A 24,582-nucleotide genomic window follows, 5' to 3' on the forward strand; every position below is an offset into this window, starting at 1 on the left:
TCCGAGCATGATCTGCTCGGTGACCGGGATGTCCCCGCGGGCGCTTACTGGGGCGTCCACACGCTCCGCGCGGTGGAGAACTTCCCCATCACCGGCCAGCCGCTCTCCACCAACATGCACCTGGTCCGCGGCCTCGCCGCCGTCAAACTCGCCGCCGCCCGCACCAACCTCGAACTCGGCCTCCTGGACGCCGAACGCGCCACCGCCATCGAGCAGGCCTGCACCGACGTCATGAACGGACACCTCAACGACCAGTTCATCGTCGACGTCATCCAGGGCGGCGCCGGGACCTCCTCGAACATGAACGCCAACGAGGTCATCGCCAACCGCGCCCTGGAAATCCTCGGCCACCCCAAAGGCGACTACGCCCGGCTCCACCCCAACGACCACGTCAACCTCTCCCAATCCACCAACGACGTCTACCCCACCGCCGTGAAACTCGGCACCATCTTCGCCGCCCGGGAACTGCTCGCCGCCCTGGCCGAACTCGAGGACGCGTTCGCGGCCAAGGCCGCCGAGTTCCGCACCATCGTGAAAATGGGCCGCACCCAGCTCCAGGACGCCGTGCCCATGACCCTCGGCCAGGAATTCGGCACCTACGCCGTCACCATCGGCGAAGACCGGCTCCGCCTCGCCGAAGCAGACCTGCTGATCCACGAAATCAACCTCGGCGCCACCGCCATCGGCACCGGCCTGAACGCCGCCCCCGGCTACGCCGCCGCCGCCTGCCGCCACCTGGCCCAAATCACCGGCCTGCCCCTGATCACCGCCGTCGACCTCATCGAAGCCACCCAAGACGTCGGCGCCTTCGTGCACCTCTCCGGCGTCCTCAAACGCGTCGCCGTCAAACTCTCCAAGATCTGCAACGACCTCCGCCTGCTCTCCTCCGGCCCGCGCGCCGGCCTCGGCGAAATCACCCTCCCCGCCGTGCAGTCCGGCTCCTCCATCATGCCCGGCAAGATCAACCCGGTAATCCCCGAAGTCGTCTCCCAGGTCGCCTACGAAGTCATCGGCAACGACGTCACCATCACCATGGCCGCCGAAGCCGGACAGCTCCAGCTCAACGCCTTCGAACCCATCATCGTCCACAGCCTCCACAAGAGCATCTCCCACCTCGAAGCCGCCTGCCGCACCCTCACCGCACGCTGCGTCCGCGGCATCACCGCCAACACCGAACACCTCCGCCTCACCGTGGAGCAGTCCATCGGCCTGGTCACCGCACTGAACCCCCACCTCGGCTACGCCACCGCCACCGCCATCGCCCAGGAAGCCCTCGCCACCGGCAAGGGCGTCGCCGAACTCGTACTCGAACACCGCCTGCTCACCGCCGAACAACTCCAGGAACTCCTCAGCCCCGAACGCCTGGCCAACCTCAGCAAATAACCCCCAACCGCCCCCTAACCGCTGGTTGAGCCTGTCAGGTCTCGACAAGCTCGACCAACAAGAACCGCTGGTTGAGCCAGTCGAAACCAGCTCTCGACAGGCTCAACCAGCGCTACAAGCACGCCCCATCACCACCCCGCCCGCTCAGGGAACAGGGGTACACCGGCATGCCCAAATATCCCGCCTGACGACAGAGAAACGGACTCGACGACGAGCACCGTTCCAGCACCGGGCCAGCATCACGGCCCCGACCCAAGGATGGACTATGAAAAACAAATCAACGATGTGGATTCTGGCATCTCTTCTCTTCGGAATCGTCAGCGGCCTGGTGGGCCACTGGCTGCTCGCCCCAGACGCCCGCGAATCTGTCGTTTCGGTGCTCGACACCGTGACCCACATGTTCCTGAATCTCATCAAGATGATCATCGCCCCGCTGATCTTCGCCACCTTGGTTTCGGGCATTGCGGGAGCCGCGAAATCCGCCGGCGTGGGGAAGCTCTTCGGCCGCTCGATGATCTGGTTCCTGTCGGCCTCCGTCCTGGTCGGCGCCTTCGGATTCCTCACGGCGCATGTCCTGAACGTCGGCGACGGCCTGAACCTCATGCCCGGCGGTGACGCAGGTCTGGAGTCGAAACCCCTGGATTACCAGGAGTTCGTCACCAACATCATCCCCACGAGCGTCTTCTCGGCACTGACCACCAACAACCCCCTTCAGATCCTGGTCTTCGGCGCACTCTTCGGAATCGCCCTGCTGAACCTCCGGAAGAAGGGCCACTCCTCCATCGCGAATGCCATCGACGAGCTGATGGGCGTCATGCTCAAGGTCACCGGGTACGTGATGATGGCGGCACCGGTTGGTGTTTTCGCGGGCATCGCATCGGCCTTCACCGCCGAGGGCCTGGATGCGTTTGCCACGTACGCGTCCTTCATCGGTGGCTTCTACCTGTCCCTCTCGGCGCTGTGGGTCCTCATGATCGCCGTCGCGGTGGGTTTCCTGGGACGGGCGGCGTTCCGCCTGGTCCGGATTGTGCGCGAACCGATGGTCATCGCTTTCGCCACCTCCAGCAGCGAAGCCGCCCTGCCCAAGCTCATTGAGGGCCTCACCAAGTTCGGCATCGAGAAACGCACCACCGGATTCGTCCTGCCCCTGGGATACTCCTTCAACGTCGACGGTTCCATGATGTACATGACCTTCGCCTCCATCTTCCTCATCAATGCCTACGGCATCGACATGGACCTCGGCCAGCAGATCGCGATGACCGCCATGCTTCTGCTCAGCAGCAAGGGCATGGCCGGCGTGCCGCGCGGTTCGCTGGTCGTGGTCGCCGCCGTCGTCCCCGCCTTCGGCATCCCCGCGGCAGGCATTGGTGTCCTCCTCGTGATCGACCAGCTCCTGGACATGGGACGCACGGCCACCAACATCCTGGGCAATGCCATCGCCACGGCTGTTATCGGCCGAAGCCACGACAAAGCTGCTCCCGGCGAGGAGCCGCTCCCCGAGGGGGAAGTTCAGGAGGCCAGGGAACTGGAAACCGCGGTGCGCTGACCGCAATCACACACGGCTGGCCGGGTCTGGGTCGATGCAACGCCCAGACCCGGTCAGCCGGTGAACCCTCTCGATACGGCCCGATGGAAAGGCAGTTGAATTGACCGACGCAGTCAGCCCAAGCAGACCAGCGGTGAATAATGGGGGTAACCGCCGGCGTAAAGTACGGCCCAACCAGATCAGATCGCGGATCGTCGAGTATCTCGCACACAACGGGGCTAGCAAGGTAGCCGACATCAGCAGCGCTCTTGGCTTTTCCAGAGACGTAGTGCGCTACCACCTCACAGCCCTTGAGAACGCTTCGATCGTCCGGTCCAACCTCTCCCCCGGAATGCGAGCCAGGTTCACCCCCTTTTACTCGCTCGTCCCAGTTGATGCCCGCCGCGTGCGGCTCCTCCCGACCACGTAGGTTGGGCCAGGGGCCCGCCCGGGGGCTAGGAACTCTTCGTCCGAAGTCCGTAAACGAGCTCGACCAGCCCTTGGTCATACGTTGTGGCGCTGAGAAGATCCATCACGTGCGGATCCTGCCCTGAGGAAAACACGCCCCGCCCCGCACCTATGGCGACCGGCATCACCACCAGCCTCACCACATCAACCTCGCCGGCGGCCAGGAGCGTCCCGGCCAGGGTGAGGCTGCCCCAGAGAACAATGTCGCCGTCGGTCTCCCTCTTGATCCGGCGGATCGCCTCGATGGCGTCACCGGACTCAATGGTTGCCTCCGGCATGTCTCCCCAGGGTGCCGTTGTCAGTTGGCGGGAGAACACGACGCGGCGGAGCCCGTTGAGTGCGGGCGCAATAATTTCATCCTTCGATGCCGGCGTTGGCCAGAACTCGGCGAACATCCGATACGTGTTGGCCCCGAGGACCATTGCGCCGACTGTGTCCAGCCACTCCAGCTGGCTTCGATCGAATTCAGCGGTGCCCCCGTCCAGCAGTTCATGGAAGGTGAATTCGTTGTTTGCATCCGCCGCGAATCCATCGGCGCTGACAAACTCCTGGACCACCAGTTGTCCCATAATCTGCTCCTCGCTTACCAGAACGTTCCCGCTGCGGGCCCTGCAGAACCGGAGCCGCGCGCGGATGCCGGCTGTTCGGCCCGCTGCAGGAAGTCCCGAAGCACCTGCAGGTATTGCTCGGGTTCCTCCAGATGCGGCAGATGGCTGCTTTCTTCGAAGATCACCAGCTCCGATCCCGGCGTCATGGAGTGGTAGAGCGTGGTTTCCTCGGGCCGCGTTTCACCATGGCGGCCGCAGATGAAGAGCGTGGGAACGCTGATGTCTCCAAGGCGTCCGGTGATGTCATAATCCCTGTGGATGCCCGTAATCAAGAATTCGTTGGGACCTTGCATCCGCTCATAGATGGTCCCGTTCAGCTGGCCGAAGGTGCGCATTAGTGGCTCGGGCCACGGGTCCAGGCGGCAGACGAACCGCCTGTTGAATTCCATCGCGGCCTCCTGGTATTCCTCGGACTCCAGGGTCCCGGCCTCCTCATGGCGGTCCAGAACCTCCCGGACACTGACGGGAAGTGTGGCGCGCAGGGCGGCGGTTCCGGCGGCGAAACGCGGCATGCTGAGGAGGGGGTCGGACAGGACGAGACTGGCCAGGCGCTCAGGCGCCCGTAGCGCGAACTCCGCAGCGACCATGGTTCCCCAGGACTGGCCGAACAGATGGACGCGGTCAAGTCCCGCGGCGTCGAGGACCTGGTTCAGCTCGTCGACCAGGCGGTCGTTTGTCCACAGCGTGATGTTGTCCGGTGCGTCCGACTTACCGGCACCGAGCTGGTCATAAAAGAGAACCGGCCGGTCGGTGGCCAGTACTTTCAGCGGCTCCAGATAATCATGCGTGGCGCCGGGACCGCCGTGGACGGTGGCCAGTGGCATGCCAGGTCCATTGCCATCGACCCGGTACCAGACCCGCCCGCCAGTTACTTCTGCATGGCCCTCACGCACTTCTATGTCCTGCACCATTGCCGTCCTCCGGGTCGGTTCAGCGGGTGGAGAGGAGACCTTGATGTTCCGATTAGACTGCGGCGACGGCGGGGGGTCAATGCCAGTTTGGCGACCCCGAGCAGGCATTGACATGTGACCAAATGGTCACCTATTCTGAGGCTGTGGACGCCGTATTCAAGGCTCTGGCCGACCCGATCCGCAGGGAACTGCTGGACGAGCTTTTCCGCGACGACGGCCAGACGCTCAGTGCCCTCGAGGCACGTTTCGAAATCACCCGCTTCGGGGTCATGAAGCACCTGAAAATCCTGGAAGATGCAGGCCTCGTGGTGACCCGGCGCCGCGGCCGCGAGAAGCTGCACTTCCTCAATCCGGTGCCCATCAGGCTCGTCCACGACCGCTGGGTGAGCAAATACGCAGAACCATGGGCCGCTGCCCTCAGCGACCTCAAATCCAGATTGGAAAGTCCCATGGAAAAGATCTTCGAAATCTACATCAAGACCACTCCGGAACGGCTCTGGGAGGCCATCACGGACAGCGAGATCCGCAGCAAGTACCAGTTCGGCGTGCATATCACCTCCGACTGGACGGCGGGGTCGCGGTTCGAGATGGCCCCCGACGGCGGGGAACCCCTTGGCGAGGGCGAGAACCTGGAAGTCGACCCGCCCCGCCGCCTCGTGCAGACCATGCGCGCGCTCTGGGGCGAGGACGTCAAGGCCGAGGGCACCTCGCGGGTAACCTGGGAGATCGAGCCGGTGGAAGATTCCTGCCGGCTGACCGTCACGCACGACCAGCTCCGCGAAGGCGCCAACGAACAGCTCTACGGCGGCTGGCCCATGATCCTTTCCGGTCTGAAGACCTGGCTCGAAACCGGACAGATCCTCACCACGCCTGGTTCCCTGATGTACACCTGACCCGACACATGGACACCTGACGGTCGCCGCGGACCCCACGCCACGGCGCCTGTGTCGCGACGGGCCCGCACACCCTTCGGTAGGGTAATCACTAGTACCGATGCGGCGTTGCGGGTTCGTCAGCCCGGCTGAGCCCTCTCACTGCATGCGACTTCGTTCACTTGGAAAGAGGCACGCAGCATGGAAGTCCCCCTGATCGTCTGGATCATGACCATCGCCGGAATCCTGGGCCTGCTGGCCTTTGACTTCTTCTTCCACGTCAGGAAGGCCCACACCCCCAAGCTCAAAGAATCCGCCGTGTGGTCGTCCATCTACGTTGGCCTGGCCCTGCTGTTCGGCCTTGGCGTCTGGATATTCGGCGGCTCCACCCTGGGCACGGAGTACTTCGCCGGCTATGTGACCGAGAAGGCGCTGTCCGTGGACAACCTGTTCGTCTTCCTCATCATCATGGCCAGCTTCCGGGTCCCCCGCAAAGACCAGCAGAAGGTGCTGCTGTTCGGCATCGTCTTCTCCCTGCTCGCCCGCACCGGCTTCATCTTCCTGGGCGCCGCGCTCATCAACAGCTTCGCCTGGGTGTTCTACATCTTCGGGCTGATCCTGCTGGTCACCGCCGGCAACCTGCTCAAGCCCGATTCGCACGACGAGGAAAGCGAAGGCATAGTCGTCCGGCTCGCCAAGAAGTTCCTGCCCGCCTCCGAGCAGTACGACGGCGACAAGCTCTTCACCATGGTGGACGGCAAGCGCGTCCTCACCCCGATGCTCCTGGTGATGGTGGCCATCGGCGGCACGGACATCCTGTTCGCCCTCGACTCCATCCCGGCTATCTTCGGCCTGACGCAGAACGTCTTCATCGTCTTCACCGCCACGGCATTCTCGCTGATGGGCCTGCGCCAGCTGTTCTTCCTCATCGACGAACTGCTGGACCGCCTCATTTACCTCTCCTACGGCCTCGCCACCATCCTCGGCTTCATCGGCGTCAAGCTCATCCTGCACGCACTCCACGAGAACACCCTGCCGTTCATCAACGACGGCGAGCATGTGAACGTCGTCGAGATCAGCACCGCTACGTCACTCACCGTCATCCTCGGCGTCCTCATCGTCACGGTCCTCGCCTCGATCTACAGCCCCAAGGGCAAGGCCAAGAACATGGTCTCGGGCGCCAAGCGCCACGCCACCGAGTACGTGGACCTCAACTACGAGACGGACATCGCCGAGCGAGAGGTGATCTTCAACAAGATGCTCCGCGAGGAGGCCGAACTCAAGAAGCTGCCGGAGAAGTACAAGCGGCTCATCCGCAACCAGACGGAGTTCATGAACCTCCTCCGCCAGGCCCACGCCGAGCACGACGAGGCCCTCGAGCGGGCCAACGGCCACTAGTTCCCGTCAGCTGACCCGTTCCGTCAGCTCCCTGAGCATCCTGAACCCCTGCCGGTCCACCGTCACCGCTGTCGCGGACAAAAGGACGACTCCGGTCCCCGCCTCCCGGTCCAGGCCCGCCCAGGCGCGGAAACCCCCCGTCGCGCCGTTGTGCCACGTGATGTCGCGGCCCTTCACACGGAGCGTCATCCAGGCGGCACCGATGCGCGCCGCGGGTCCGGCGAAGTTCGCCACCGGGTCGAGGGCGGCCACCCCCGGGGCAGTGCCGTCGAGGAGTGCCTGCACGAGGGAAGCCATGTCTCCGATGGAGGCACGGATGCCGCCGGCCGGGGCAACGGCCTCGCCGGTCCACGGCTCGCGGGGCCGTCCGGAGCGGCTCGTGCCGATGATGGCGCGCGGTCCCAGTTCCGCCGCGGTGGCAGGCATATAGATCGAGCTCAGGCCCAAAGGCGCCGCAAGGCGTTCGCGGACCAGAGCGCGGTAGCTCATCCCAGCCCCGGCGGCGACGGCGTGGCCCAGCAGCTCGAACCCGAAGTTTGAGTACCGCGGACGCGGTGCGGACAGTTGCACGCTGCGTGCCTGCGCCAGGAGTTCCTCAAGTGTTTCGCCGTAAGGATTCGTCCCGTGCAGCAGGAAGGCGGCAGTCCGCCGCCACGGCCTGGCCGACCTGGGCAGGCCGGGCAGGCCGGAGGTGTGCCTGCTGACAGCGGCCAGGGTCACGCCCGCAGCAGGACAGTCCCCCAGTGGCAGCACATCGCCCAGGGTGGTGTCCGGGCCCAGCTCACCGCGGGCGCAGGCGTCCGCATACAGCAGCCCGGTGATCCCTTTGGAGACGGATCCGATCTCATAGTCGGCGTCGAGCGGCGCGCCGAGGCTCGCCACTGAAAGCTCCCCCGGCGAAACGGTGGCGGCGGCAACCAATGGTTGCCCCCGCCGTCGACCGCTCTGCAGCAGAGATCCCAGCGCTGCGTCGCCGTGGATCTCCGTGTACAGGTCAGTGCCTCCTCAGGAAGCTGCGGATCCTGTCGCCGATGTGGCTAGCTCCGTGGCCTGCACCGGTAGCCCGGGGCCGGGCGGGGCGTGCGGGTCCGCCGGCAGCGCCGGTCCGCCCACTAAGACGTTCTGCGGCATTCCTGATCTTATGTCCCAAGTTCATGGTGAACTCCTCAGTTCAGATTGCGGCTATTCAGTCAGTGACCGTTGATGGTCCGGTCGTTCCCGACTCTACGCGCGTCTGCGGGCCACGGCTACGGGGATCTTCGGCCGGGCTCGATCAGCGGACCGAAACGCCGGATGCTTCCCGTGCGAGCGCGGTGATCTGCGCCCAGTCCCCGCGCTCCACTGCACTGCGGGGGTGAGCCAGCTGCCACCGACGCACGAGACGTTGGGCGGCTTCAGGTACTCCGGCGCGGTTGCGAGGCTGATGCTTCCGGCTGGACGAGGATTTCCACCGCGAACTCCTCCGGCTGGCGGGGCACGACTCCCTCCGCGTCCACCTCCGGGGCGTTTTCGAAGACGTCAAAAGGATCCAGGCGTCCTCAGCGGATCTGTTTGACGGCACGGCCTCGCAGCCGGTCAGGCGAAGCATCGCGCGACTGTCCTAGAGCGGCCGGCTGAGCCGGCCGGACCCCTCGGTTCCGACACCCGCCGGTTGAGCCTGCCGAAACCCTGGCTCCCTAGTCCTGTTTGACGAGCGCGGCCTCGAGGTTGATCTTCACTTTGTCGCTGACCAGCAGTCCGCCGGCTTCCAGTGCCGCGTTCCAGGTCAGCCCGAATTCCTTGCGGCTGATCTCCGTTTCCGCCGAGAATCCGGCCCGAGTGGCGCCAAACGGATCCACGGCCACGCCGGTGAACTCGACTTCCAGCTCCACGGGCTTGGTGACGCCCCGGATGGTGAGGTCGCCCGTGAGCGTGTAGTCCTCGCCATCGCCCTCCACGCCGGTGGCACGGAAGGTCATCTCGGGAAATTCCGCCACATCGAAGAAGTCGGCTCCCTTCACGTGGGCGTCGCGGTTGGCGTCCCCGGAGTTGAAGCTGGCAGTTTGCACGGTAGCATGCAGCGAGGACTCGGCGAGGGAGTCCCGGACCCGGGCTTCGGCGGACGCATCAGAGAAGCGGCCCCGGACCTTGCTGATGCCGGCATGCCGGACGGTAAACCCGATCTCGCTGTGGGGCATATCCAGGGTCCAGATACCCGGGGTCAGGCCTGCGGGGAGCGTCATCGCACATCTCCTAAAGGGGAATAATCCAGCTGAAATGGTGCGATTTCCACACTGGTTCAGCCCGCTGGTGAAGTCAAGGATCCCCCGGTACCTTCTGCCCGGCACAGCGATTTTCTGCCCCTCACGATCTCCAGCTGAGGGTTATCGAAAAATAATATTAAGGTGTGTCTAAAAACTCCTAGCCATACCTCAGGAATCACCCTTATCGTTAGTGCCAGGCCCGCCGCATCCCCCAGTTGCGGTGGTCCTGCCGCTAGGAGGAGCCCCGCACACCGCAAGGTGGGCGGGGCCCTCTGCGTATTGGTCCGAGACAAGCGCTCGAGTAGCCCAGCCCCGCTGCCCTACTCCGGCACCTCGCCCGCGAACGGGTAGTCCTCCTCGTCGTTTCCGGGAGTGCCTGCCGCCTGCTCAATGGCATCCGCTTCCGCAGCTTCCTCGGCCGAAAGGTCCGGGGCCGCCAGGTCTGCCGGGTCCCCGGACACCAACGGGGTCCGTTGTTCCAGCACGTCCGCTTCGGATGCGTCCTCGGGCAGCGGATCCGCCTCGTGCGCCCCCGCATCCGGCATCGCCGGCAGCCGCTGCTCGAAAGCGTCCGCTTCCGGAACTTCCATCGGAGTTTCTTCAGGCTGACTGTTCATCATCCACCTCGGCTCCGGTCAGAGTTAGTCGGTGCAACAATTCTCCCACCGGGAAGCCCCGGCGGACAGGAACGCGGGATCAGGAACGCGGGATCCGGACGGCCCCCTCGAGCGGCTTGAGGGCGCGGCCCCACCCCGCGCAACTGTTCCAGATTAGGCGTTTCAGCCAGGGAGCCGAGGCGGCCCTCAGCTCAGGTAGCCGTTCGGGTTGAGCACGTACTTAGTGGCTGCACCGGCGTCGAACTCCGCGTAGCCCTTCGGTGCGTCATCCAGCAGGATCGGCTTCGCGTTGACGTTCTTGGCGATGTTCACCTTGTCATGCAGGATGGCCATCATCAGGTGCCGGTTGTACTTCATCACCGGGCACTGTCCCGTGGTGAAGCTCAGCGACTTGGCCCAGCCGGTGCCCAGGCTCAGGCTCAACGACCCCTTCTTGGCCGCCTCGTCGATGCCGCCCGGGTCGCCTGTCACGTACAGCCCGGGAATGCCGAGCGCCCCACCCGCCGCGGTGATGTCCATGAGCGAGTTCAGCACGGTGGCCGGGGCCTCTTGGGCGCCCGCGCCGTGTCCCTTCGCCTCGAAGCCGACGGCATCCACGCCGCAGTCCACCTCAGGAACGCCCAGCAGCTGTTCGATCTGCTCGGCCGGTCCGCCCTTGGTCAGGTCAACGGTTTCGCACCCGAAGCTTCGCGCCTGCGCCAGGCGGCCCTCGTTCAGGTCACCGACAATCACGACGGCGGCGCCCAGCAGCTGCGCGCTGGTCGCCGCTGCGAGGCCAACAGGACCGGCGCCGGCGATGTACACGGTCGATCCGACGCCCACCCCTGCGCTCACGGCGCCGTGGAACCCTGTGGGGAAGATGTCCGACAGCATGGCGAGGTCAAGGATCTTCTCCATGGCACGGTCCTTGTCCGGGAACTTCAGCAGGTTCCAGTCGGCGTATGGCACCAGCACGTAGTTGGCCTGGCCGCCTACCCAGCCGCCCATGTCCACGTAGCCGTACGCACTGCCCGGACGGTCCGGGTTGACGTTGAGGCAAATGCCGGTCTTGCGCTCCTTGCAGTTTCGGCAGCGGCCGCAGGCGATGTTGAACGGCACCGAACAGACATCCCCCACCTTGATGAATTCAACGTCCTGGCCCACCTCCACCACCTCGCCGGTGATCTCGTGGCCCAGAACGAGGTCCGGCGGCGCCGTGGTCCGCCCGCGCACCATGTGCTGGTCCGAACCGCAGATGTTGGTGGCAACCGTTTTGAGTATTGCGCCGTGGGGAACCTTCCGCCCCACGTTGGCCGGATTGACGCCCGGCCCGTCCTTGAGTTCGAAACTGGGGTAATCAATGTCGATGACTTCCACCTTGCCGGGTCCCTTGTAGGCAACGGCTTTGTTCCCTTCCATCTCTTCCTCCTGGCGTCACCGACCCTCCCCAAGAAGGGTCGGATTGTGATTCATGAAGCAATCTGATGTGCCCTCCAAGGGCAGGTGCGGGCAGGCCGGACGGCATGGTCCGCGCCTGTGTGGTGGAGGGGTGCGGCCAGTCTAAATCCCCCCGGGTGGTGAGGTCTATAACGTTCCGTTTGCCCGTGCACGCCGGATGCGGCAACGGAGAGGCAGGGCCTGGGCAGCAGATAAATACGCAACAGTATTGGGTCTTTTTGATTCGGTCGGACAGGCCTACGTTTGGAGGAAGCGGGCGTCCAGCCAGGACGGCCACGACCCTGGAGGAACCTGATATGAGCACGCAAGTCGCAGACTGCAGCGTCACCAATTGCTCCTTCAACGATCACACCCACTGCAACGCCGCGGCCATCACGGTTGGCGGGTCGACGGACCATGCCTCATGTGCCACCTTCATCGAGACCGGCATCCACGGCGGGCTGCCGAAGGTCCTGGCCAACATTGGCGCATGCCAGCGCTCCGAGTGCGTTCATAATGACCACCTGATGTGCAACGCCCCGGAGGTCCACGTGGGCCCGGGCGCGGACAACGCCGACTGCCTCACCTACTCCCACACGTAGGAACAGCGGCTCCCCACTCGCAGCGCGATGGCCGGGCGGCGGTGCCGCCGGGCCATCGCGTCGTTGGGTCTTGGCGGCTTAGCGGCTTAGCGGCTTAGCGGCTTAGCGGCTTAGCGGCTTCCCACCATCGTGCCGTTCGCGCCGTCGAGTCCCCTTTCGAAGCTTTGCCGCCCACCCTGTCACGGCCTCTTTGTCGCCGCCTTCTTTGTCATAGCCTCTTGCTAGATTCGAATTAGCGCACCGGGAACCCTCCCGTTGCCAGGCTGCCAATGGGGAGGCCCCATGTTCCTGCTCGATCCAATAGCGCCGGATGCGCCCGCTGACCTAGTGTTCTCGGCCAGCGACCTTGTGGCCGCAAGTCAGTGTGAGTACCGCACGCTGCGCGTCCTTGACGAGAAGCTCGGCCGCTCCCCCAAGGCCGACTTTCCGCCCGACGAGATGCAGGCGCGCGCCGGGAAACTCGGTGACCTCCACGAGCACAAGGTCCTTGACAGCCTCATCGCAGAATATGGAACCTGGGATGCGTCCCGCGGCACCGGCGTCTACAGCGTGGAGCGGGGAACCACAGACCGTGAAGATCTCACGAGCAAGCACCTCGAAACCACCTTGGCCCTTCATTCCGGTGCGGACGTGGTCTTCCAGGCCACCTTTTTCGACGGCGAGTTCCTCGGCTATGCGGACTTCCTGGTTAAGGACGGCCCGTCGGGTGAAGCCCCGGGCCGCTACGCGGTCTGGGACACCAAGTTGGCCCGGCACGCCAAGGTGGGCGCCTTGCTGCAGCTTGCGGCGTATGGGGACCAGCTGATCAACCTCGGACTTGATCCTGCGCCCCGCGTGACACTAGTGCTGGGCAATCTGGACCGCAGCATCCACTCCCTCGCTGATCTGCTGCCCGTGTACCGCGAGCGCCGCGATCGGTTCCGCGAACTGACCGCGGCCCACCGCGCCTCCGATGCCCCTGCCAGGTGGCAGCAGCCCGGCGTCGGATATTGCGGACGGTGCGACTACTGCGCCGAACAGGTGACCGCGCACCGCGACCTGCTGATGGTGGGAGGCATGACCTCCGTCCAGCGAAAGAAGCTGATTGCGGACGGAATCACCAACATCGACGCCCTCGCAGACCTGCCGCCGGAGAAAGCAACCGGGTCACGGCGCCGCCTGCGCGAGCAGGCCAGGATGCAGACCGGGCGCGAACGCCCGGACGGATCACGTACGTTCGTCAAGGACGGCGAGGACCACACCGTCACTTACAAGGTGCTGACGCAGAACGCGCTGGCCAGCCTCCCGGCCCCCAGCGACGGCGATATCTTCTTCGACTTCGAGGGCGATCCGCTGTGGCAGGACCCAGCCTCCGGAAGGTGGGGGCTGGAGTACCTCTTCGGAGTGGTCGAGGCGCCGCTGCCCGGGGATCGGCCCGGGGCAAAACCAGTGTTCCGTCCCTTCTGGGCGCACTCCCGGGCGGGTGAACGGCAGGCATTCCTGGACTTCCTCGCCTACGTCGAGGAACGGCGCAGCCGGTATCCGGACATGCACGTCTACCACTATGCGCCGTACGAAAAAACGGCCCTCCGGAGCCTCTCCCTGACGCACGTCGCGGGCGAGGATGTCGTTGACTCCTGGCTCCGGGAGGGGGTGCTCGTGGATCTCTACGCCACGGTGCGGCATTCCCTCAGGATCTCCGAGGCGTCCTACTCCATCAAGAAACTCGAGCCCCTGTACATGGGGGACAACCTGCGGTCCGGCGATGTAAAGGACGCCGGAGCCTCCGTCGTGGCCTACGCAGCCTACTGCACCGCGCGCGACGGCGGGCCCGGAACGCAGGCGGAGGCCGGCGCCATCCTTGCCTCCATCTCCGACTACAACGAGTACGACTGCCTCTCCACGCTGCGCCTTCGCGACTGGCTGCTGGGGCTTGCCCACGGCCCCGCGGTCACTCCCGGGCAACCCCAGCCAGCCTTCCCCGACGGCCGGGAACGCCAAGACGCCACGGCAGGCACAGAACCCATGGCCACAGAACCGACCGCCGGAGAATCCCGCGCCGGAGAACCCACGGCTGAGGAGGAGACCCTCCGCGGGTTCCTGGATGCCATTCCGGACACCCGGGGGCTCACAGCCGACGAGCAGGCGGTGGCCATGGTCGCGGCGGCCACGGGCTACCATCGCAGGGAACGCAAGCAGTTTTGGTGGGAACATTTCGACCGCCTCGAATCCGAGGTGGACAGCTGGTCGGACCAGCGCAATGTCTTCGTGGTGGAGGACGCTTCCGTGGTGTCCGACTGGGCACCGCCCACCCGCCGTGCCCGCACCGAATCGCGGACCCTGCGCCTCACCGGAGTCATGAGCGAGGGTTCGGAGTTCCGTGCCGGCTCCACGTGGTTCCGGATGTTCCAGAACCCCCTCCCGGACGGCCTCGGGGAAGTCGACGGCGGACGCACGCCGCGGCCGCCGCAGACAGGCACAGCCCCGCACGCCGCCGCAACGGAGTCAGTGGACCGGGACGGCATCTTCGGCACGCTGGTTGAAGCCGTTGAAGACCACCCCGACCAGCCCGGCAAGACCGTCATCACCATCACTGAGAAGTCGACAGGCAAGGTTCCACCGTACTTCCAGCTGCCCATGGCACTGACGTCGGACCGTCCCATCTCCACGACAAACATTGAAGCCTCCCTGGCCGAACTCGCCCAGCTCGTGGGGTCCGCGCTGCCTGACGTGCCGAACCACCCGGGCCTCGACGTACTGCGCCGAGTGCCCCCGCGGCTGGCCACGCTGGAGGCGCTCCCCGCCGTCACCCACGACGATTCGGGCACCGCGGACTACGTCTCGGCCATAACCGGGGCCATCGAGGACCTGGACCGGTCGTACGTCGCCGTCCAGGGACCGCCCGGCACCGGAAAGACCTACGTCGGCTCCCACGTCATTGCCCGCCTGGTGCAGCGCGGCTGGAAAGTGGGCGTCGTTGCCCAATCCCACGCCGTCGTGGAAAACATGCTCTGCACCGCCATCGCGAAGGCAGGGGTGGACCCCCGCGTGGTGGCCAAGGACGTCAAAGCTCCGCGCACCGGTTCCGATGTCCCGTGGGATCTGACGACGGACAATGACGTGGCGCGGATCCTTGACGCCGAGGGCGGCTGCCTAATCGGAGGGACGGCCTGGACCATGACCGGCAAGTGTGTGCCTCCGGGCTCACTCGACCTGCTGGTCATCGATGAGGCCGGACAGTACTCGCTGGCCAACACCCTTGCCGTTGCCCGCTCCGCACGGCGCCTGCTGCTGCTGGGCGACCCCCAGCAGCTGCCCCAGGTCACCCAGGGGTCCCATCCCCAGCCTGTCGATGAATCGGCCCTGGGATGGCTGTCCGCCGGACACGCCACCATGCCAGCCGAGCTGGGCTACTTCCTCGCGGATTCCTGGCGCATGCATCCGCAACTCTGCCAGGCCGTGTCTGTATTGAGCTACGACGGCAAGCTCGAGTCGGCCCCTGCTGCCACGTACCGCCACCTTGACGACGTTCCCGCCGGAGTGGACACGGTTCTCGTGGAGCACAGCGGCAACACCACGAGCTCCCACGAGGAAGCTGTGATGGTCGTCCAGCTGGCCAACGACCATGTCGGGCTGAAATGGACCCCTGGGCGGGATGAGCCGCTCCGGAGGCTGGAGGCGGACGACATCTTGGTGGTGGCCGCGTACAACGCTCAGGTCCAGGCCATCCGGCACGCCCTCGACCAGGCGGGACTTTCAGCGGTGCGGGTGGGAACGGTCGACAAGTTCCAGGGCCAGGAAGCCCCCGTGGTGCTCGTGTCCATGGCATGCTCGGCCATTTCCGAAGCACCCCGCGGCGCCGAGTTCCTCTTGAACCGCAACCGCCTCAACGTCGCCGTTTCGCGCGGGCAGTGGCGCGCAGTGATCGTCCGGTCCCCCGAGCTGACCAACTACATGCCTCACAAACCGTCGGCTCTGGAGGAACTGGGGGCGTTCATCGGGCTCAGTCCGCGCCCGCTCCGGGGAGCGGGGTGAAGCCGCTGGACGGCTGCCAGGTCAGAGCACCACGTCGAAACTGCTGAACTCCCCCTCGGCAGGCGACAGCTTCTCGTCAACGTGGGACACCCGGCCCGGAGCTTCGCTGGACCCCAGCCAGCGCCGGAACTCCACGATCACCGGCTGCGGGCCTTCCGCGACAACGGCCACCGAGCCGTCGTCGTCGTTCCTGACCGAGCCGGTGATCCCCAACTCGTCGGCCTTCCGCGCCGTCCAGTAGCGGAAGCCGACGCCCTGGACCATTCCAGTCACGCGCGCTGTGAGGCGTACGCTGTCCGCGTCGGATGCATTCACGTCAGTCATGAGTCCAATGTAGCCAGTTCCGTCAGCGAGCGCGTCAGCCTGCCGGACGCAGGGAAGTGATCATCTTGCGGATGTTCTTGTACTCGGCCGACTCCTTGTACGCCTCCGGTGTGTCCACATGCGGCTCGTTCCCCGGCGATGTGTCGAAGGGATTGTAGACGCCGCCGAACATCGCTCCGCTGGGCGGCCACGTGAAGAAGTGGGCGATGGGGCAGGCCTCCGGTCCGGTGGGTTCGGGCGCGGACGTAATGCCGTAGGCCAGGACAGTAGCCTTCATCGGGTCTGTCGCTTCGCCGTCTGTCCGGGACTCGAAGGTGAACCGGGGCGTCGTGCCGGCCTGGGCAAGAGCGGGCAAAAGCTCAGAGTCTAGGAGTCCATACGGCTGCTTCTTGGTGCATTCGGCGCCCGTGACCACGTTGGTGCGCAGGGTGGCCATGGACTTGCCGTCGGGCTTGGAGACCTCCACAGAGACGCCGCCCCCTGCAGGCGTCTGCCCGGCAGGGTCCTTGATGGTCCAGTCAGCCGGGTAGTCGAAGGAAAGTGACCCGTCCCTCGCGGTGAAGGTCTTCCAGCCTTCGGCCGGCGTGGCCGTGCCGCCCGGGGCGGTGGTCCCCGGCGCCGCGGTTGCCGTGCCGCTGGCCGAAGCCGTCGGGGCATCGGCCGGGGAACCGGTGGCGGGGGAACCTGTGGCCGGGCCCGAGGCGGGCGACCCGCAGGACGGGAGCACCAGTGCCATGACCATTCCCGAGATCGCTGTAACTGCTGGTGGTGCTGATCGGCGCATCGTGCCCTCCCTGCGCAGGTTAAGAAAAGACGATGGAATAATAGTGCACCGGCCAACCTTGGGAATTCCTTGGGCAACCTTGGACTACGACCAAATCGTTGCCTTCAGTGAGCCCCTCGAGAGACAGCGAAGCCCCGCTGCCGCGGGTGCGGCAGCGGGGCTTCACGGGTGGACGGATTGATCCGTCGCCGATGCCTCTTAGTTGACGGTGATGTCCCTGGTCCGGTGGTCGTACCGGATGGTGACCTGGCCGCCGTCGTGGTGCAGTTCGTGGTTGGCACCGTCGAACGCACCGAAAGCGCCGTAGTTCTCTTCCCACGAGCGGTTCAGCGCGATTTTGAAGGTGTAGTAGCCGGCCGGGATGTCAGCGGTCAGCTTCCACAGCTGGTCGATGGCGTCGAGCTCCATCTGCGCTTCGTCGTACTGCGGCGCCCAGTTCTCCGGGGCACCGAGCAAGGTGTTGAAGTCACCTGCGACCGCCACTGCTTCCGGCTGGGGGAAGGACTCGGCGGCGGGAGCTTCAGTTTCTTCCTTCTTGCCAAGAACCGCGTTGGCAACGGGGGCCACTGCGTCCTCGATCAGCTTCGCGGCCTTGTCCACAACCTTCGCAGCCCTGGATGGAGCCTTGGCCGTCTTGGCCGGAGCCTTCTCAGCCTTGGCAGCGGGCGCCTTCTTGGCTGCCGGCTTGGCAGGGACGGCGACCGGAAGGGGCGTATCGGCAGGAACGGGAGTTCCGGCGTCGAGCGCGGCAGCGAAACCCGCGGGATCCGGGAATGCGACCGTGGCACGCAGGCCGTCTTCGGTGATGGTCCAGCCGGAGCGGCCCTTGACCAGCCAGCCGGCCTTGACGAGCTTCGACGTGGCAGAGGTAAGCGACTTGTGACCGCGCGGAATGCCTCCGCTGAGGAGCTCCGCCTCGTAGGCGTTCAGCGGAACCCGCACGAGCGCCTCGGCCAGCACCTCGCCGGCGTTCTGCGACTCACCAGTCAACACCCCCTCTGCCAGCACGTCCAGCACGGCCTTAAGCCGGAAGTTGGTGTTTTCTGCGGCAGTCTTGCGCATGGTTCCCCTTTTAGAGCGATTGTTCCCTCAGTAGTTTGCCGTGCGCAGGTTAAATCTGGCCACTTGAAACGGTAAATACTGCGTGTCGTGGCCGACTATGACGCGGATTACACCAGAAAACGAGCTTGGACTCCCAGATGCTCCGGTATTTCCCGCCACGCAGAATAGAAAGTAGGCTTACCATATGCGCCCGTGAACGCACGCCAGCGAACCAAAGGGCGCCCCGGCAGGCATTGGAAAGGATGAGACCATGAGCGAACAGAACTCCCAGGACGACGGCTTCATAATTCCGGACCCTTCAAAGCTCCGCGACGACGTGCCCGGTGACGCCGGTGACGACGCCAACGCAATCCGCTTCAGCGAGGAACAGGCACTCATCGAGGAGCAGTCCCACGGCATCCGTCCCGAGCGCTATGACGTCCCTTCCGGCGGGCCCACCATGGCTGAAGCACGCGGAAACATGGATCTACCCGATGACACCGGCGAGGCAGCCTCGGCGGACAGCAGCGACGACGGACTGCACGGCGGCGCCGAGCAGTAGCAAGTGCGCGCAGCAGCAATGTGACCCTGTCCATGATCACCCCCGTTACCAGGAGGAGCACCATGACTGATCAGTACACGTTCAAGAATCCCGTCACGGCCTACGAGCACATCGAGCCGCCAAAGCAGCACCAGCCCGAACCGGGCCTCGACGCCAAGCTGACACCCAAGGCTGACCTGGGCGAGGACAGCTACCGTGGGACCGGCCGGCTCGACGGCCGCAAGGCCATCGTCACCGGGGCAGACTCAGGAATCGGCGCCGCCACGGCCATTGCGTTCGCACGCGAGGGCGCCGACGTCGTCATGTCCTACCTTCCCGAGGAGGAAGAGGACGCAGCCCGGATCGCCAACCTCATCGAGAAAGCTGGCCGTAAGGCCGTGAAGGTTCCGGGCGACCTCAAGGATGCCGACACCTGCCGCGAGCTTGTGGACACCGCCATCCGCGAACTGGGCGGCCTGGACATCCTGGTGAACAATGCAGGCAAGCAGGTAGCCCAGGAGGACATCGGCGACATCAGCGACGAACAGTTCGACCACACACTGAAGACCAACGTCTACGCCATGTTTTGGCTGACCAGGGCCGCGGTGCCGCATCTGCCGGCTGGTTCCACCATCATCAACACGACGTCGATCCAGGCGTACAACCCGTCGCCCACCCTCGTGGATTACGCAACGACGAAGGCCAGCATCAACAACTTCACCAAGGGACTGGCCCAGCAGCTGGCGCCGAAGGGAATCCGGGTCAATGCCGTGGCTCCGGGGCCAATCTGGACGCCGCTGCAGGTCAGCAGCGGCCAGCCGAAGGAAGCACTGCCCGGGTTCGGCAAGAACACTCCCTTGGGCCGGGCAGGCCAGCCCGCGGAACTGGCTCCGGCGTACGTGTTCCTGGCCTCTGCGGAGTCCAGCTTTGTCGTGGGTGAAACGCTCAACGTCAACGGCGGCAGCCCGACGCCGTAGCAACCCATGAACAGGTGCTAGGCCGTGCTGGGTTCGAGCCTCACAATCACGGCTTTCGACGCCGGCGTGTTGCTGCCCTCCGCGACGCTGTCCAGCGGAACCAGCACGTTGGCTTCGGGATAGTACGTGGCGGCGCAGCCCTGGGCCGTGGGGTAGGAGACCACGCGCAGCTTCCGCATCACCCGATCCACATTGTCCTCATACACCCCGTGAAGGTCGACGAACTGGCCGTCGCTCAGGCCAAGCTCGGCGATGTCCTCGGGGCTGACAAAGACGACGTCCCTGCCCTTCTTGATGCCGCGGTACCGGTCGTTGTAGCCGTAAATGGTGGTGTTGAACTGGTCGTGGGAGCGCACGGACTGCAGGATCAGCGTTCCCGCCGGCCGTTCCACGTGCTCCAGGTGGTTGACCGTCAGCATGGCCTTTCCGGTGGGTGTGGGGAAGGTGCGCGAATCCCGCGGCCCGTTGGGAAGGACAAAGCCGCCCCTCTGCCGGATCTTGTCGTTGTAGTTTTCGCATCCGGCCACCACGTGGGAGATGTGGTCGCGGATGAGGTCATAGTTCTTTTCGAACCCTTCCCAGTCAGCGCTCGTCCTTCCCGCCACCGTCTCCCGGGCCAGCCGGCACACGATGGCCACTTCGGACAGCAGGTTCGGCGCCACCGGCCTCACCTTGCCCTCGGAGGCGTGCACGGCGCAGACGGTGTCTTCCACCGACACGAACTGCGGCCCCGAGGCCTGCATGTCGATCTCCGTCCGTCCCATGGTGGGGAGGATCAGCGCCTCCTTGCCGGTCACCGTGTGCGAGCGGTTGAGCTTGGTGGAGATCTGCACCGTCAGGTCCGTGTTTTCCATGGCGGCCTCGGCGGCGTGGGTGTCTGAAATGGCGGCGACAAGGTTGCCTCCGAGCGCCACGAAAACCTTGATCCCGGCGTCGCGCATTTTCCCGATGGTCTGCACGGCGTCCAAGCCGTGCTCACGCGGCGGCTCAAAATCGAATTCCTTGCCGAGCGCATCCAGGAAGGCAGGGGGCATCTGCTCCCAAATGCCCATGGTGCGGTCCCCCTGGACGTTGCTGTGGCCGCGGATGGGCGAGGCGCCGGCACCCGGCTTGCCGATATTGCCGCGCAGCAGCAGCAGGTTGATGATCTCCTTGATGGTGGCGACAGCCTTCTTGTGCTGGGTGATGCCCATGGCCCAAGTGATGATGACCCTGTCCGCCTTCAGATAGCGGGCCGCCAGTTCGTCGATCTCGTCGCTGCGCAGGCCGGTGGCCTCGAGCACGGTTTCCTCATCCAGCTGCGCCAGATGCTCCTTGAGTTCCGTCAGCCCCTGGCAATGTGCCTCAAGGAACTCGTGGTCCAGCACCGTTCCGGGGTCCTTGGCCTCAGCTTCGAGGACCCGCTTGGAGATGGCTTGCAGCAGGGCCATGTCTCCACCGACGCGGATCTGCAGGTACTGGTCGGCCAGGTCCGTGCCGTGCCCGATGATTCCCTTGATCTTCTGCGGGTTTTTGTAGCGCATGAGTCCGGCTTCCGGGAGAGGATTGACCGCGGCGATCGTGCAGCCGGCTTCCTTGGCTTCCTCCAGTGCGGTAAGCATCCGCGGGTGATTGGTGCCCGGGTTCTGGCCCATGATGATGATCAGCTGCGCCTTGGCGAAATCGTCGTAGGTGATGGTGGCCTTGCCGATGCCGATGGTCTGCCCCATGGCCCATCCGGAGGATTCGTGGCACATGTTGGAGCAGTCCGGCAGGTTGTTGGTTCCGTAGGCCCGCACGAACAGCTGGTAGATGAAGGCAGCCTCATTGGACGTCCGGCCGCTCGTGTAGAAGGCAGCCTCGTCCGGGCTGGCCAGGCCGTTGAGCTTGTCGCCCAGAATCCTGAACGCCTCGTCCCAGCTGACCGGCCGGTAGTGGTCCTCCCCCGCAGGCTTGTAGACCGGTTCCGTGAGGCGGCCCTGCATGCCCAGCCAGTACTCGGGCTTTTGCCGCAGTTCGCTGACCGGGTGCTCCGCCCAGAATTCCGAGGCCACCACCACCGGCGTGGCTTCCCAGGTGACGGCTTTGGCCCCGTTCTCGCAGAACTCGAACGTCTTCCGGTGCCCGGGATCCGGCCACGCGCAGCTCATGCAGTCGAAGCCGTCCTTCTGGTTCAGGGCCAGAAGCGTCTTCTCGGTCCGGCCCACACCCATGTGTTTTAGCGCCGGCTGGATCGAGTGCAGGACACCGGGAATGCCGGCGGCCCATTCCTTCGGTCCGCTGACCTCAAGGTCTTTTTCGTCAGCCTCTTCCACCCGCGGGTTCTTGCGCGGCATGCTGCACTCTCCTCGACTCGCTTCATAGTCTGGGTCCTGCTGCTTAGGGCCCGGCACACACCTATGTGTTGCCTCTGTCACAGGACTAGCAGGTATGGGAAGCGGCTGCAAGCATTCCGCCTGCGGGCGCAGGCAGCCACGCGGCAGCTCGTCCCAGACGCCCCGAAGGCCCAGACCCCGCGAAGCCACCCGGCAAGGTGCCCCGGGAAGGCGCCCGGCAAGGTGCCCCGGCCCCGGGCCGCTTCTCTGGCGCCTCCGCGCAGAACGGGCGGACAATGGAGCACCACGCACTGATCGTTTGGAGCGGCCATGCGTTCCAGCATCCGGCAGAAGAACCACTGGCTTAAGAACCACAGGCTCTTGGCTTTCTTCGTTCTGGCCTACGCCATTGCGTGGTCCTCGTGGCCGCTCTACGCGGCGGGGCTGATGCCGCGCGTGGAGTTCCTGCCCGTGGCACCGCTCGCGGCTGCGGTCATTGTGATCGCCCTGGCCGAGGGCAGGCGCGGCTTCCGCGCGTGGGCCCGGCGGCTGGTCCGGTGGCGCGTGGGCTGGGTGTGGTACGCCGTCGCGCTTCTGCTTCCCGCGCTGCTTGTCCTCGTCACGGGATACATCAACATCGCGCTGGGAGCATCAGCGCCGCGCCTCACGGATCTGTCCTGGAGCGGACTGCTGACGGTGTTCGCGGTCCGTCTCGTGAATCCCATGGACGGGCCGCTGGGCGAAGAACCGGGCTTCCGCGGCTACGCCCTTCCCCTGCTGCAGGCCACCCGGCCACCGCTCCACTCCGCGGCGATTCTGGGCGTCCTGGTGGCGTTCTGGCACCTGCCCCTGATCCTTTTCAACGGCCTAAGCCCCATCGGACTGCCGACGACGTTCATCATCACCTTCCTGTACGTGTGGCTCTTCAACCGCACAGGCGGCAGCGTCCTGCTGACCTTCCTGTTCCACAACAGCCAGGGCACCTTCACCGTCGGTTCCTTCGGCTTCACCGGTGCGGCCGCGGACCGCGCAGAACTGATCTACTTCGCCGTGGTGCTGGCCGCGGTACTGGCCACCGTCTTCTTCGACCGCAAAACCTGGCGCAGGGCACCCCGCTCGGCCACCGCCGTCGGGCCCTTCTCCCTCAAGATGCGCCCCATGTAGCCCAGAAACATGTAGCCCAGAAACGCCAAGGAGGAAAAATGTCCTCACCCCTCGCTTCAGCCGCCGGCCCGATCGCCCTGGTGGCTGGCCTCGCCTTGGCCGCCGTGGACGTGGCACGGCTCCTCACCGCCGACCGCAGCCTGGACCGGATCGGCATGATGCGCCAGACCCCGTTCGTCGTGGCCAACGCGCTGTACTGGGTGGTCTTCGTCGGGCTCGTCCTCGCCCTCGTATCCGTATACCTCCGCTATGCCGCGCACACAGGCGGCCTTGGCGCCGTCGGCTTCTGCTTCGCGCTCGTGGGCACCCTGGACATGGCAGGCAACATGTGGTTCGACGGTTTCGCGGCGCCATGGATAGCTGACGTCGCGCCCGGCGCCATTCTCGCCGGCGGCTCGGGCATGCTGGCGGTCGGCGGCCTGTCCAGCTACGTGCTGTTTGCCCTCGGCTGGATGGTTTTCGGCATTGCCGGCTGGCGCACGCGCATGTTCCCGGTCTGGGCCGGGATTGCGTTCATCATCGCCGGCGTCCTCGGCTTCAACGCCGGCCTGCCGCCCTACGGTTTCCCGATCGGGCTAGCCATGGCTGCCCTCGGCTGGTGGATCTGGCGCACCGGAGGCAGGACGGCAGCACCGCCCGAACGCCCCGCCTAGCCTGAAAGCTCCGCCAGCAGCTCCGCCTTCCGCTCGTCCGAGGCGAATGAGGAACTGATCGAGTTGGCAGCCAACCGGACGCGGTCGAATTCGGACAGCCCCAGCACGGACTCCAGCTGGGCAAAGTTGTCATCCACGTAACCGCCAAAATAGGCCGGATCATCCGAGTTCACACACACGTTCAGCCCTGCGGCCAGCATCGCCGGGAGCGGGTGGTCGGCCAGCTTGTCCACCGCACGGAGCCGGACATTGGACAGCGGGCAGACCGTCAGCGGCACGCGGTCCGCCACCAGCCGCTCCACCAGCTCAGGGTCCTCCATGCACCGGATACCGTGGTCGACGCGCTCCACGCCCAGGAGATCGAGCGCTTCGATAATGTACGACGGCGGTCCCTCCTCGCCCGCGTGGGCGATCTTCCGCAGGCCTGCTTCGCCGGCCCGCGCAAACAGCCGCTCGAACTTGGCCGGCGGATGGCCCACCTCGGCGGAATCCAGCCCGATGCCGGCAATCGGCGCGTTCATCGCCAACAATGCTTCGAGAACCTCCAACGCCGACTCCTCGGAGAGGTCGCGCAGGAAGGCCGCGATCAGCAGAGTGGAAATCCCGAACTCGTCCTGCGACGAGGCGAGGACGGAGGCCACCCCGTTGACGCAGGTCTCCAGCGAAACCCCGCGGGACAGGTGTGCCTGGGGATCCAGCATGATTTCCGCGTGGCGTACCCCGGCGGCGGCCGCCCGGCGCAGATAG

The 24,582-nt window shown here is 65.4% G+C and carries 22 protein-coding genes; 11 read left to right on the forward strand and 11 right to left on the reverse strand.

Going from position 1 to position 24,582, the window contains the following annotated elements; all coding sequences use genetic code 11:
- The 3 genes from AC3A3W_RS01285 to AC3A3W_RS01295 form a co-directional block, all read left to right on the forward strand.
- Positions 1-1,383, forward strand: a 1,383-nt coding sequence (locus AC3A3W_RS01285; protein ID WP_487440084.1) for an aspartate ammonia-lyase, incomplete at its 5' end; no start/stop codon positions are given.
- Positions 1,384-1,648: 265 nt separating this feature from the next.
- Positions 1,649-2,929, forward strand: a complete 1,281-nt coding sequence (locus AC3A3W_RS01290) for a dicarboxylate/amino acid:cation symporter (RefSeq protein WP_487440085.1) — start codon at positions 1,649-1,651, stop codon at positions 2,927-2,929.
- A gap of 133 nt (positions 2,930-3,062) precedes the next feature.
- Complete coding sequence (locus tag AC3A3W_RS01295; RefSeq protein ID WP_487440105.1) at positions 3,063-3,338, forward strand: ArsR family transcriptional regulator; 276 nt, start codon at positions 3,063-3,065, stop codon at positions 3,336-3,338.
- 25 nt (positions 3,339-3,363) lie between these two features.
- Here the strand turns inward: AC3A3W_RS01295 and AC3A3W_RS01300 are convergent, their stop codons facing one another.
- Positions 3,364-3,945 (reverse strand): dihydrofolate reductase family protein, encoded by a 582-nt coding sequence (locus AC3A3W_RS01300; RefSeq protein ID WP_487440086.1) that lies wholly within the window; start codon positions 3,943-3,945, stop codon positions 3,364-3,366.
- A 14-nt stretch (positions 3,946-3,959) separates the two neighbouring features.
- Positions 3,960-5,009 carry a proline iminopeptidase-family hydrolase gene (locus tag AC3A3W_RS01305; RefSeq protein ID WP_487440088.1) on the reverse strand — a complete coding sequence of 350 codons (1,050 nt, stop codon included), beginning with the start codon at positions 5,007-5,009 and terminating at the stop codon, positions 3,960-3,962.
- A 29-nt stretch (positions 5,010-5,038) separates the two neighbouring features.
- Here AC3A3W_RS01305 and AC3A3W_RS01310 point away from each other — a divergent pair, with 29 nt between their 5' ends.
- Positions 5,039-5,788, forward strand: a complete 750-nt coding sequence (locus AC3A3W_RS01310) for an ArsR/SmtB family transcription factor (RefSeq protein WP_487440106.1) — start codon at positions 5,039-5,041, stop codon at positions 5,786-5,788.
- 180 nt (positions 5,789-5,968) lie between these two features.
- On the forward strand, positions 5,969-7,165 hold the full coding sequence (locus tag AC3A3W_RS01315; protein WP_487440090.1) for a TerC family protein: 1,197 nt from the start codon (positions 5,969-5,971) through the stop codon (positions 7,163-7,165).
- A 6-nt stretch (positions 7,166-7,171) separates the two neighbouring features.
- On the opposite strand, the gene AC3A3W_RS01320 is transcribed toward AC3A3W_RS01315, so the two are convergent.
- The 4 genes from AC3A3W_RS01320 to fdhA all read right to left on the reverse strand — a co-directional run bounded on the left by AC3A3W_RS01320 (position 7,172) and on the right by fdhA (position 11,423).
- Positions 7,172-8,047, reverse strand: coding sequence for a serine hydrolase domain-containing protein (locus AC3A3W_RS01320; RefSeq protein ID WP_487440092.1), 876 nt, complete (start codon positions 8,045-8,047; stop codon positions 7,172-7,174).
- A 794-nt stretch (positions 8,048-8,841) separates the two neighbouring features.
- Positions 8,842-9,387 carry a YceI family protein gene (locus AC3A3W_RS01325; protein ID WP_487440093.1) on the reverse strand — a complete coding sequence of 182 codons (546 nt, stop codon included), beginning with the start codon at positions 9,385-9,387 and terminating at the stop codon, positions 8,842-8,844.
- Between the two features lie 341 nt (positions 9,388-9,728).
- The gene (locus AC3A3W_RS01330) at positions 9,729-10,028 is read right to left on the reverse strand and encodes a hypothetical protein (RefSeq protein ID WP_487440094.1); all 300 of its coding nucleotides are present in this window, start codon (positions 10,026-10,028) and stop codon (positions 9,729-9,731) included.
- A gap of 183 nt (positions 10,029-10,211) precedes the next feature.
- Positions 10,212-11,423, reverse strand: coding sequence for a formaldehyde dehydrogenase, glutathione-independent (fdhA, locus tag AC3A3W_RS01335; protein ID WP_487440095.1), 1,212 nt, complete (start codon positions 11,421-11,423; stop codon positions 10,212-10,214).
- Positions 11,424-11,758: 335 nt separating this feature from the next.
- Between fdhA and AC3A3W_RS01340 the strand changes: the two genes are divergently transcribed.
- The gene (locus AC3A3W_RS01340) at positions 11,759-12,043 is read left to right on the forward strand and encodes a DUF1540 domain-containing protein (RefSeq protein WP_400580815.1); all 285 of its coding nucleotides are present in this window, start codon (positions 11,759-11,761) and stop codon (positions 12,041-12,043) included.
- Between the two features lie 282 nt (positions 12,044-12,325).
- On the forward strand, positions 12,326-16,057 hold the full coding sequence (locus tag AC3A3W_RS01345) for a TM0106 family RecB-like putative nuclease (RefSeq protein WP_487440096.1): 3,732 nt from the start codon (positions 12,326-12,328) through the stop codon (positions 16,055-16,057).
- Between the two features lie 21 nt (positions 16,058-16,078).
- Here AC3A3W_RS01345 and AC3A3W_RS01350 read toward each other — a convergent pair whose 3' ends face one another.
- The 3 genes from AC3A3W_RS01350 to AC3A3W_RS01360 all read right to left on the reverse strand — a co-directional run bounded on the left by AC3A3W_RS01350 (position 16,079) and on the right by AC3A3W_RS01360 (position 18,227).
- Positions 16,079-16,381: an acylphosphatase gene (locus AC3A3W_RS01350; protein WP_205653595.1), complete on the reverse strand. Its 303-nt coding sequence runs from the start codon at positions 16,379-16,381 to the stop codon at positions 16,079-16,081.
- 34 nt (positions 16,382-16,415) lie between these two features.
- On the reverse strand, positions 16,416-17,117 hold the full coding sequence (locus AC3A3W_RS01355; RefSeq protein ID WP_487440097.1) for a hypothetical protein: 702 nt from the start codon (positions 17,115-17,117) through the stop codon (positions 16,416-16,418).
- Positions 17,118-17,363: 246 nt separating this feature from the next.
- Positions 17,364-18,227 (reverse strand): pullulanase X25 domain-containing protein, encoded by an 864-nt coding sequence (locus AC3A3W_RS01360; protein WP_487440098.1) that lies wholly within the window; start codon positions 18,225-18,227, stop codon positions 17,364-17,366.
- 250 nt (positions 18,228-18,477) lie between these two features.
- Here AC3A3W_RS01360 and AC3A3W_RS01365 point away from each other — a divergent pair, with 250 nt between their 5' ends.
- The gene (locus AC3A3W_RS01365; RefSeq protein WP_487440099.1) at positions 18,478-18,768 is read left to right on the forward strand and encodes a hypothetical protein; all 291 of its coding nucleotides are present in this window, start codon (positions 18,478-18,480) and stop codon (positions 18,766-18,768) included.
- 62 nt (positions 18,769-18,830) lie between these two features.
- On the forward strand, positions 18,831-19,724 hold the full coding sequence (locus AC3A3W_RS01370) for a glucose 1-dehydrogenase (RefSeq protein WP_487440100.1): 894 nt from the start codon (positions 18,831-18,833) through the stop codon (positions 19,722-19,724).
- Positions 19,725-19,741: 17 nt separating this feature from the next.
- Here AC3A3W_RS01370 and AC3A3W_RS01375 read toward each other — a convergent pair whose 3' ends face one another.
- Entirely contained in the window at positions 19,742-22,039 is a 2,298-nt protein-coding gene (locus AC3A3W_RS01375; RefSeq protein ID WP_487440101.1) for an FdhF/YdeP family oxidoreductase, read from the reverse strand.
- A 309-nt stretch (positions 22,040-22,348) separates the two neighbouring features.
- On the opposite strand from AC3A3W_RS01375, the gene AC3A3W_RS01380 reads away from it, so the two are divergent.
- Both AC3A3W_RS01380 and AC3A3W_RS01385 read left to right on the forward strand, forming a co-directional pair.
- Entirely contained in the window at positions 22,349-23,182 is an 834-nt protein-coding gene (locus AC3A3W_RS01380; protein ID WP_487440102.1) for a CPBP family intramembrane glutamic endopeptidase, read from the forward strand.
- Between the two features lie 38 nt (positions 23,183-23,220).
- The gene (locus tag AC3A3W_RS01385) at positions 23,221-23,835 is read left to right on the forward strand and encodes a hypothetical protein (RefSeq protein WP_487440103.1); all 615 of its coding nucleotides are present in this window, start codon (positions 23,221-23,223) and stop codon (positions 23,833-23,835) included.
- Here AC3A3W_RS01385 and add read toward each other — a convergent pair.
- Positions 23,832-24,582: adenosine deaminase (gene add, locus AC3A3W_RS01390; RefSeq protein WP_487440104.1), on the reverse strand; the 751-nt coding region annotated here is incomplete at its 5' end. The genes AC3A3W_RS01385 and add overlap by 4 nt on opposite strands.

The sequence above is a fragment of the Arthrobacter sp. Soil_N43 genome (assembly GCF_057655195.1).

Coding starts and splice junctions, on each gene's coding strand:
- AC3A3W_RS01300 (WP_487440086.1), bottom strand. CDS start 3,945: ATGGGACAACTGGTGGTCCAGGAGTTTGTCAGCGCCGATGGATTCGCG.
- AC3A3W_RS01360 (WP_487440098.1), bottom strand. CDS start 18,227: ATGCGCAAGACTGCCGCAGAAAACACCAACTTCCGGCTTAAGGCCGTG.
- AC3A3W_RS01380 (WP_487440102.1), top strand. CDS start 22,349: ATGCGTTCCAGCATCCGGCAGAAGAACCACTGGCTTAAGAACCACAGG.
- AC3A3W_RS01315 (WP_487440090.1), top strand. CDS start 5,969: ATGGAAGTCCCCCTGATCGTCTGGATCATGACCATCGCCGGAATCCTG.
- AC3A3W_RS01385 (WP_487440103.1), top strand. CDS start 23,221: ATGTCCTCACCCCTCGCTTCAGCCGCCGGCCCGATCGCCCTGGTGGCT.
- AC3A3W_RS01365 (WP_487440099.1), top strand. CDS start 18,478: ATGAGCGAACAGAACTCCCAGGACGACGGCTTCATAATTCCGGACCCT.
- AC3A3W_RS01325 (WP_487440093.1), bottom strand. CDS start 9,387: ATGACGCTCCCCGCAGGCCTGACCCCGGGTATCTGGACCCTGGATATG.
- fdhA (WP_487440095.1), bottom strand. CDS start 11,423: ATGGAAGGGAACAAAGCCGTTGCCTACAAGGGACCCGGCAAGGTGGAA.
- AC3A3W_RS01290 (WP_487440085.1), top strand. CDS start 1,649: ATGAAAAACAAATCAACGATGTGGATTCTGGCATCTCTTCTCTTCGGA.
- AC3A3W_RS01330 (WP_487440094.1), bottom strand. CDS start 10,028: ATGATGAACAGTCAGCCTGAAGAAACTCCGATGGAAGTTCCGGAAGCG.
- AC3A3W_RS01340 (WP_400580815.1), top strand. CDS start 11,759: ATGAGCACGCAAGTCGCAGACTGCAGCGTCACCAATTGCTCCTTCAAC.
- AC3A3W_RS01350 (WP_205653595.1), bottom strand. CDS start 16,381: ATGACTGACGTGAATGCATCCGACGCGGACAGCGTACGCCTCACAGCG.
- AC3A3W_RS01355 (WP_487440097.1), bottom strand. CDS start 17,117: ATGGCACTGGTGCTCCCGTCCTGCGGGTCGCCCGCCTCGGGCCCGGCC.
- AC3A3W_RS01375 (WP_487440101.1), bottom strand. CDS start 22,039: ATGCCGCGCAAGAACCCGCGGGTGGAAGAGGCTGACGAAAAAGACCTT.
- AC3A3W_RS01305 (WP_487440088.1), bottom strand. CDS start 5,009: ATGTCAATGCCTGCTCGGGGTCGCCAAACTGGCATTGACCCCCCGCCG.
- AC3A3W_RS01370 (WP_487440100.1), top strand. CDS start 18,831: ATGACTGATCAGTACACGTTCAAGAATCCCGTCACGGCCTACGAGCAC.
- AC3A3W_RS01345 (WP_487440096.1), top strand. CDS start 12,326: ATGTTCCTGCTCGATCCAATAGCGCCGGATGCGCCCGCTGACCTAGTG.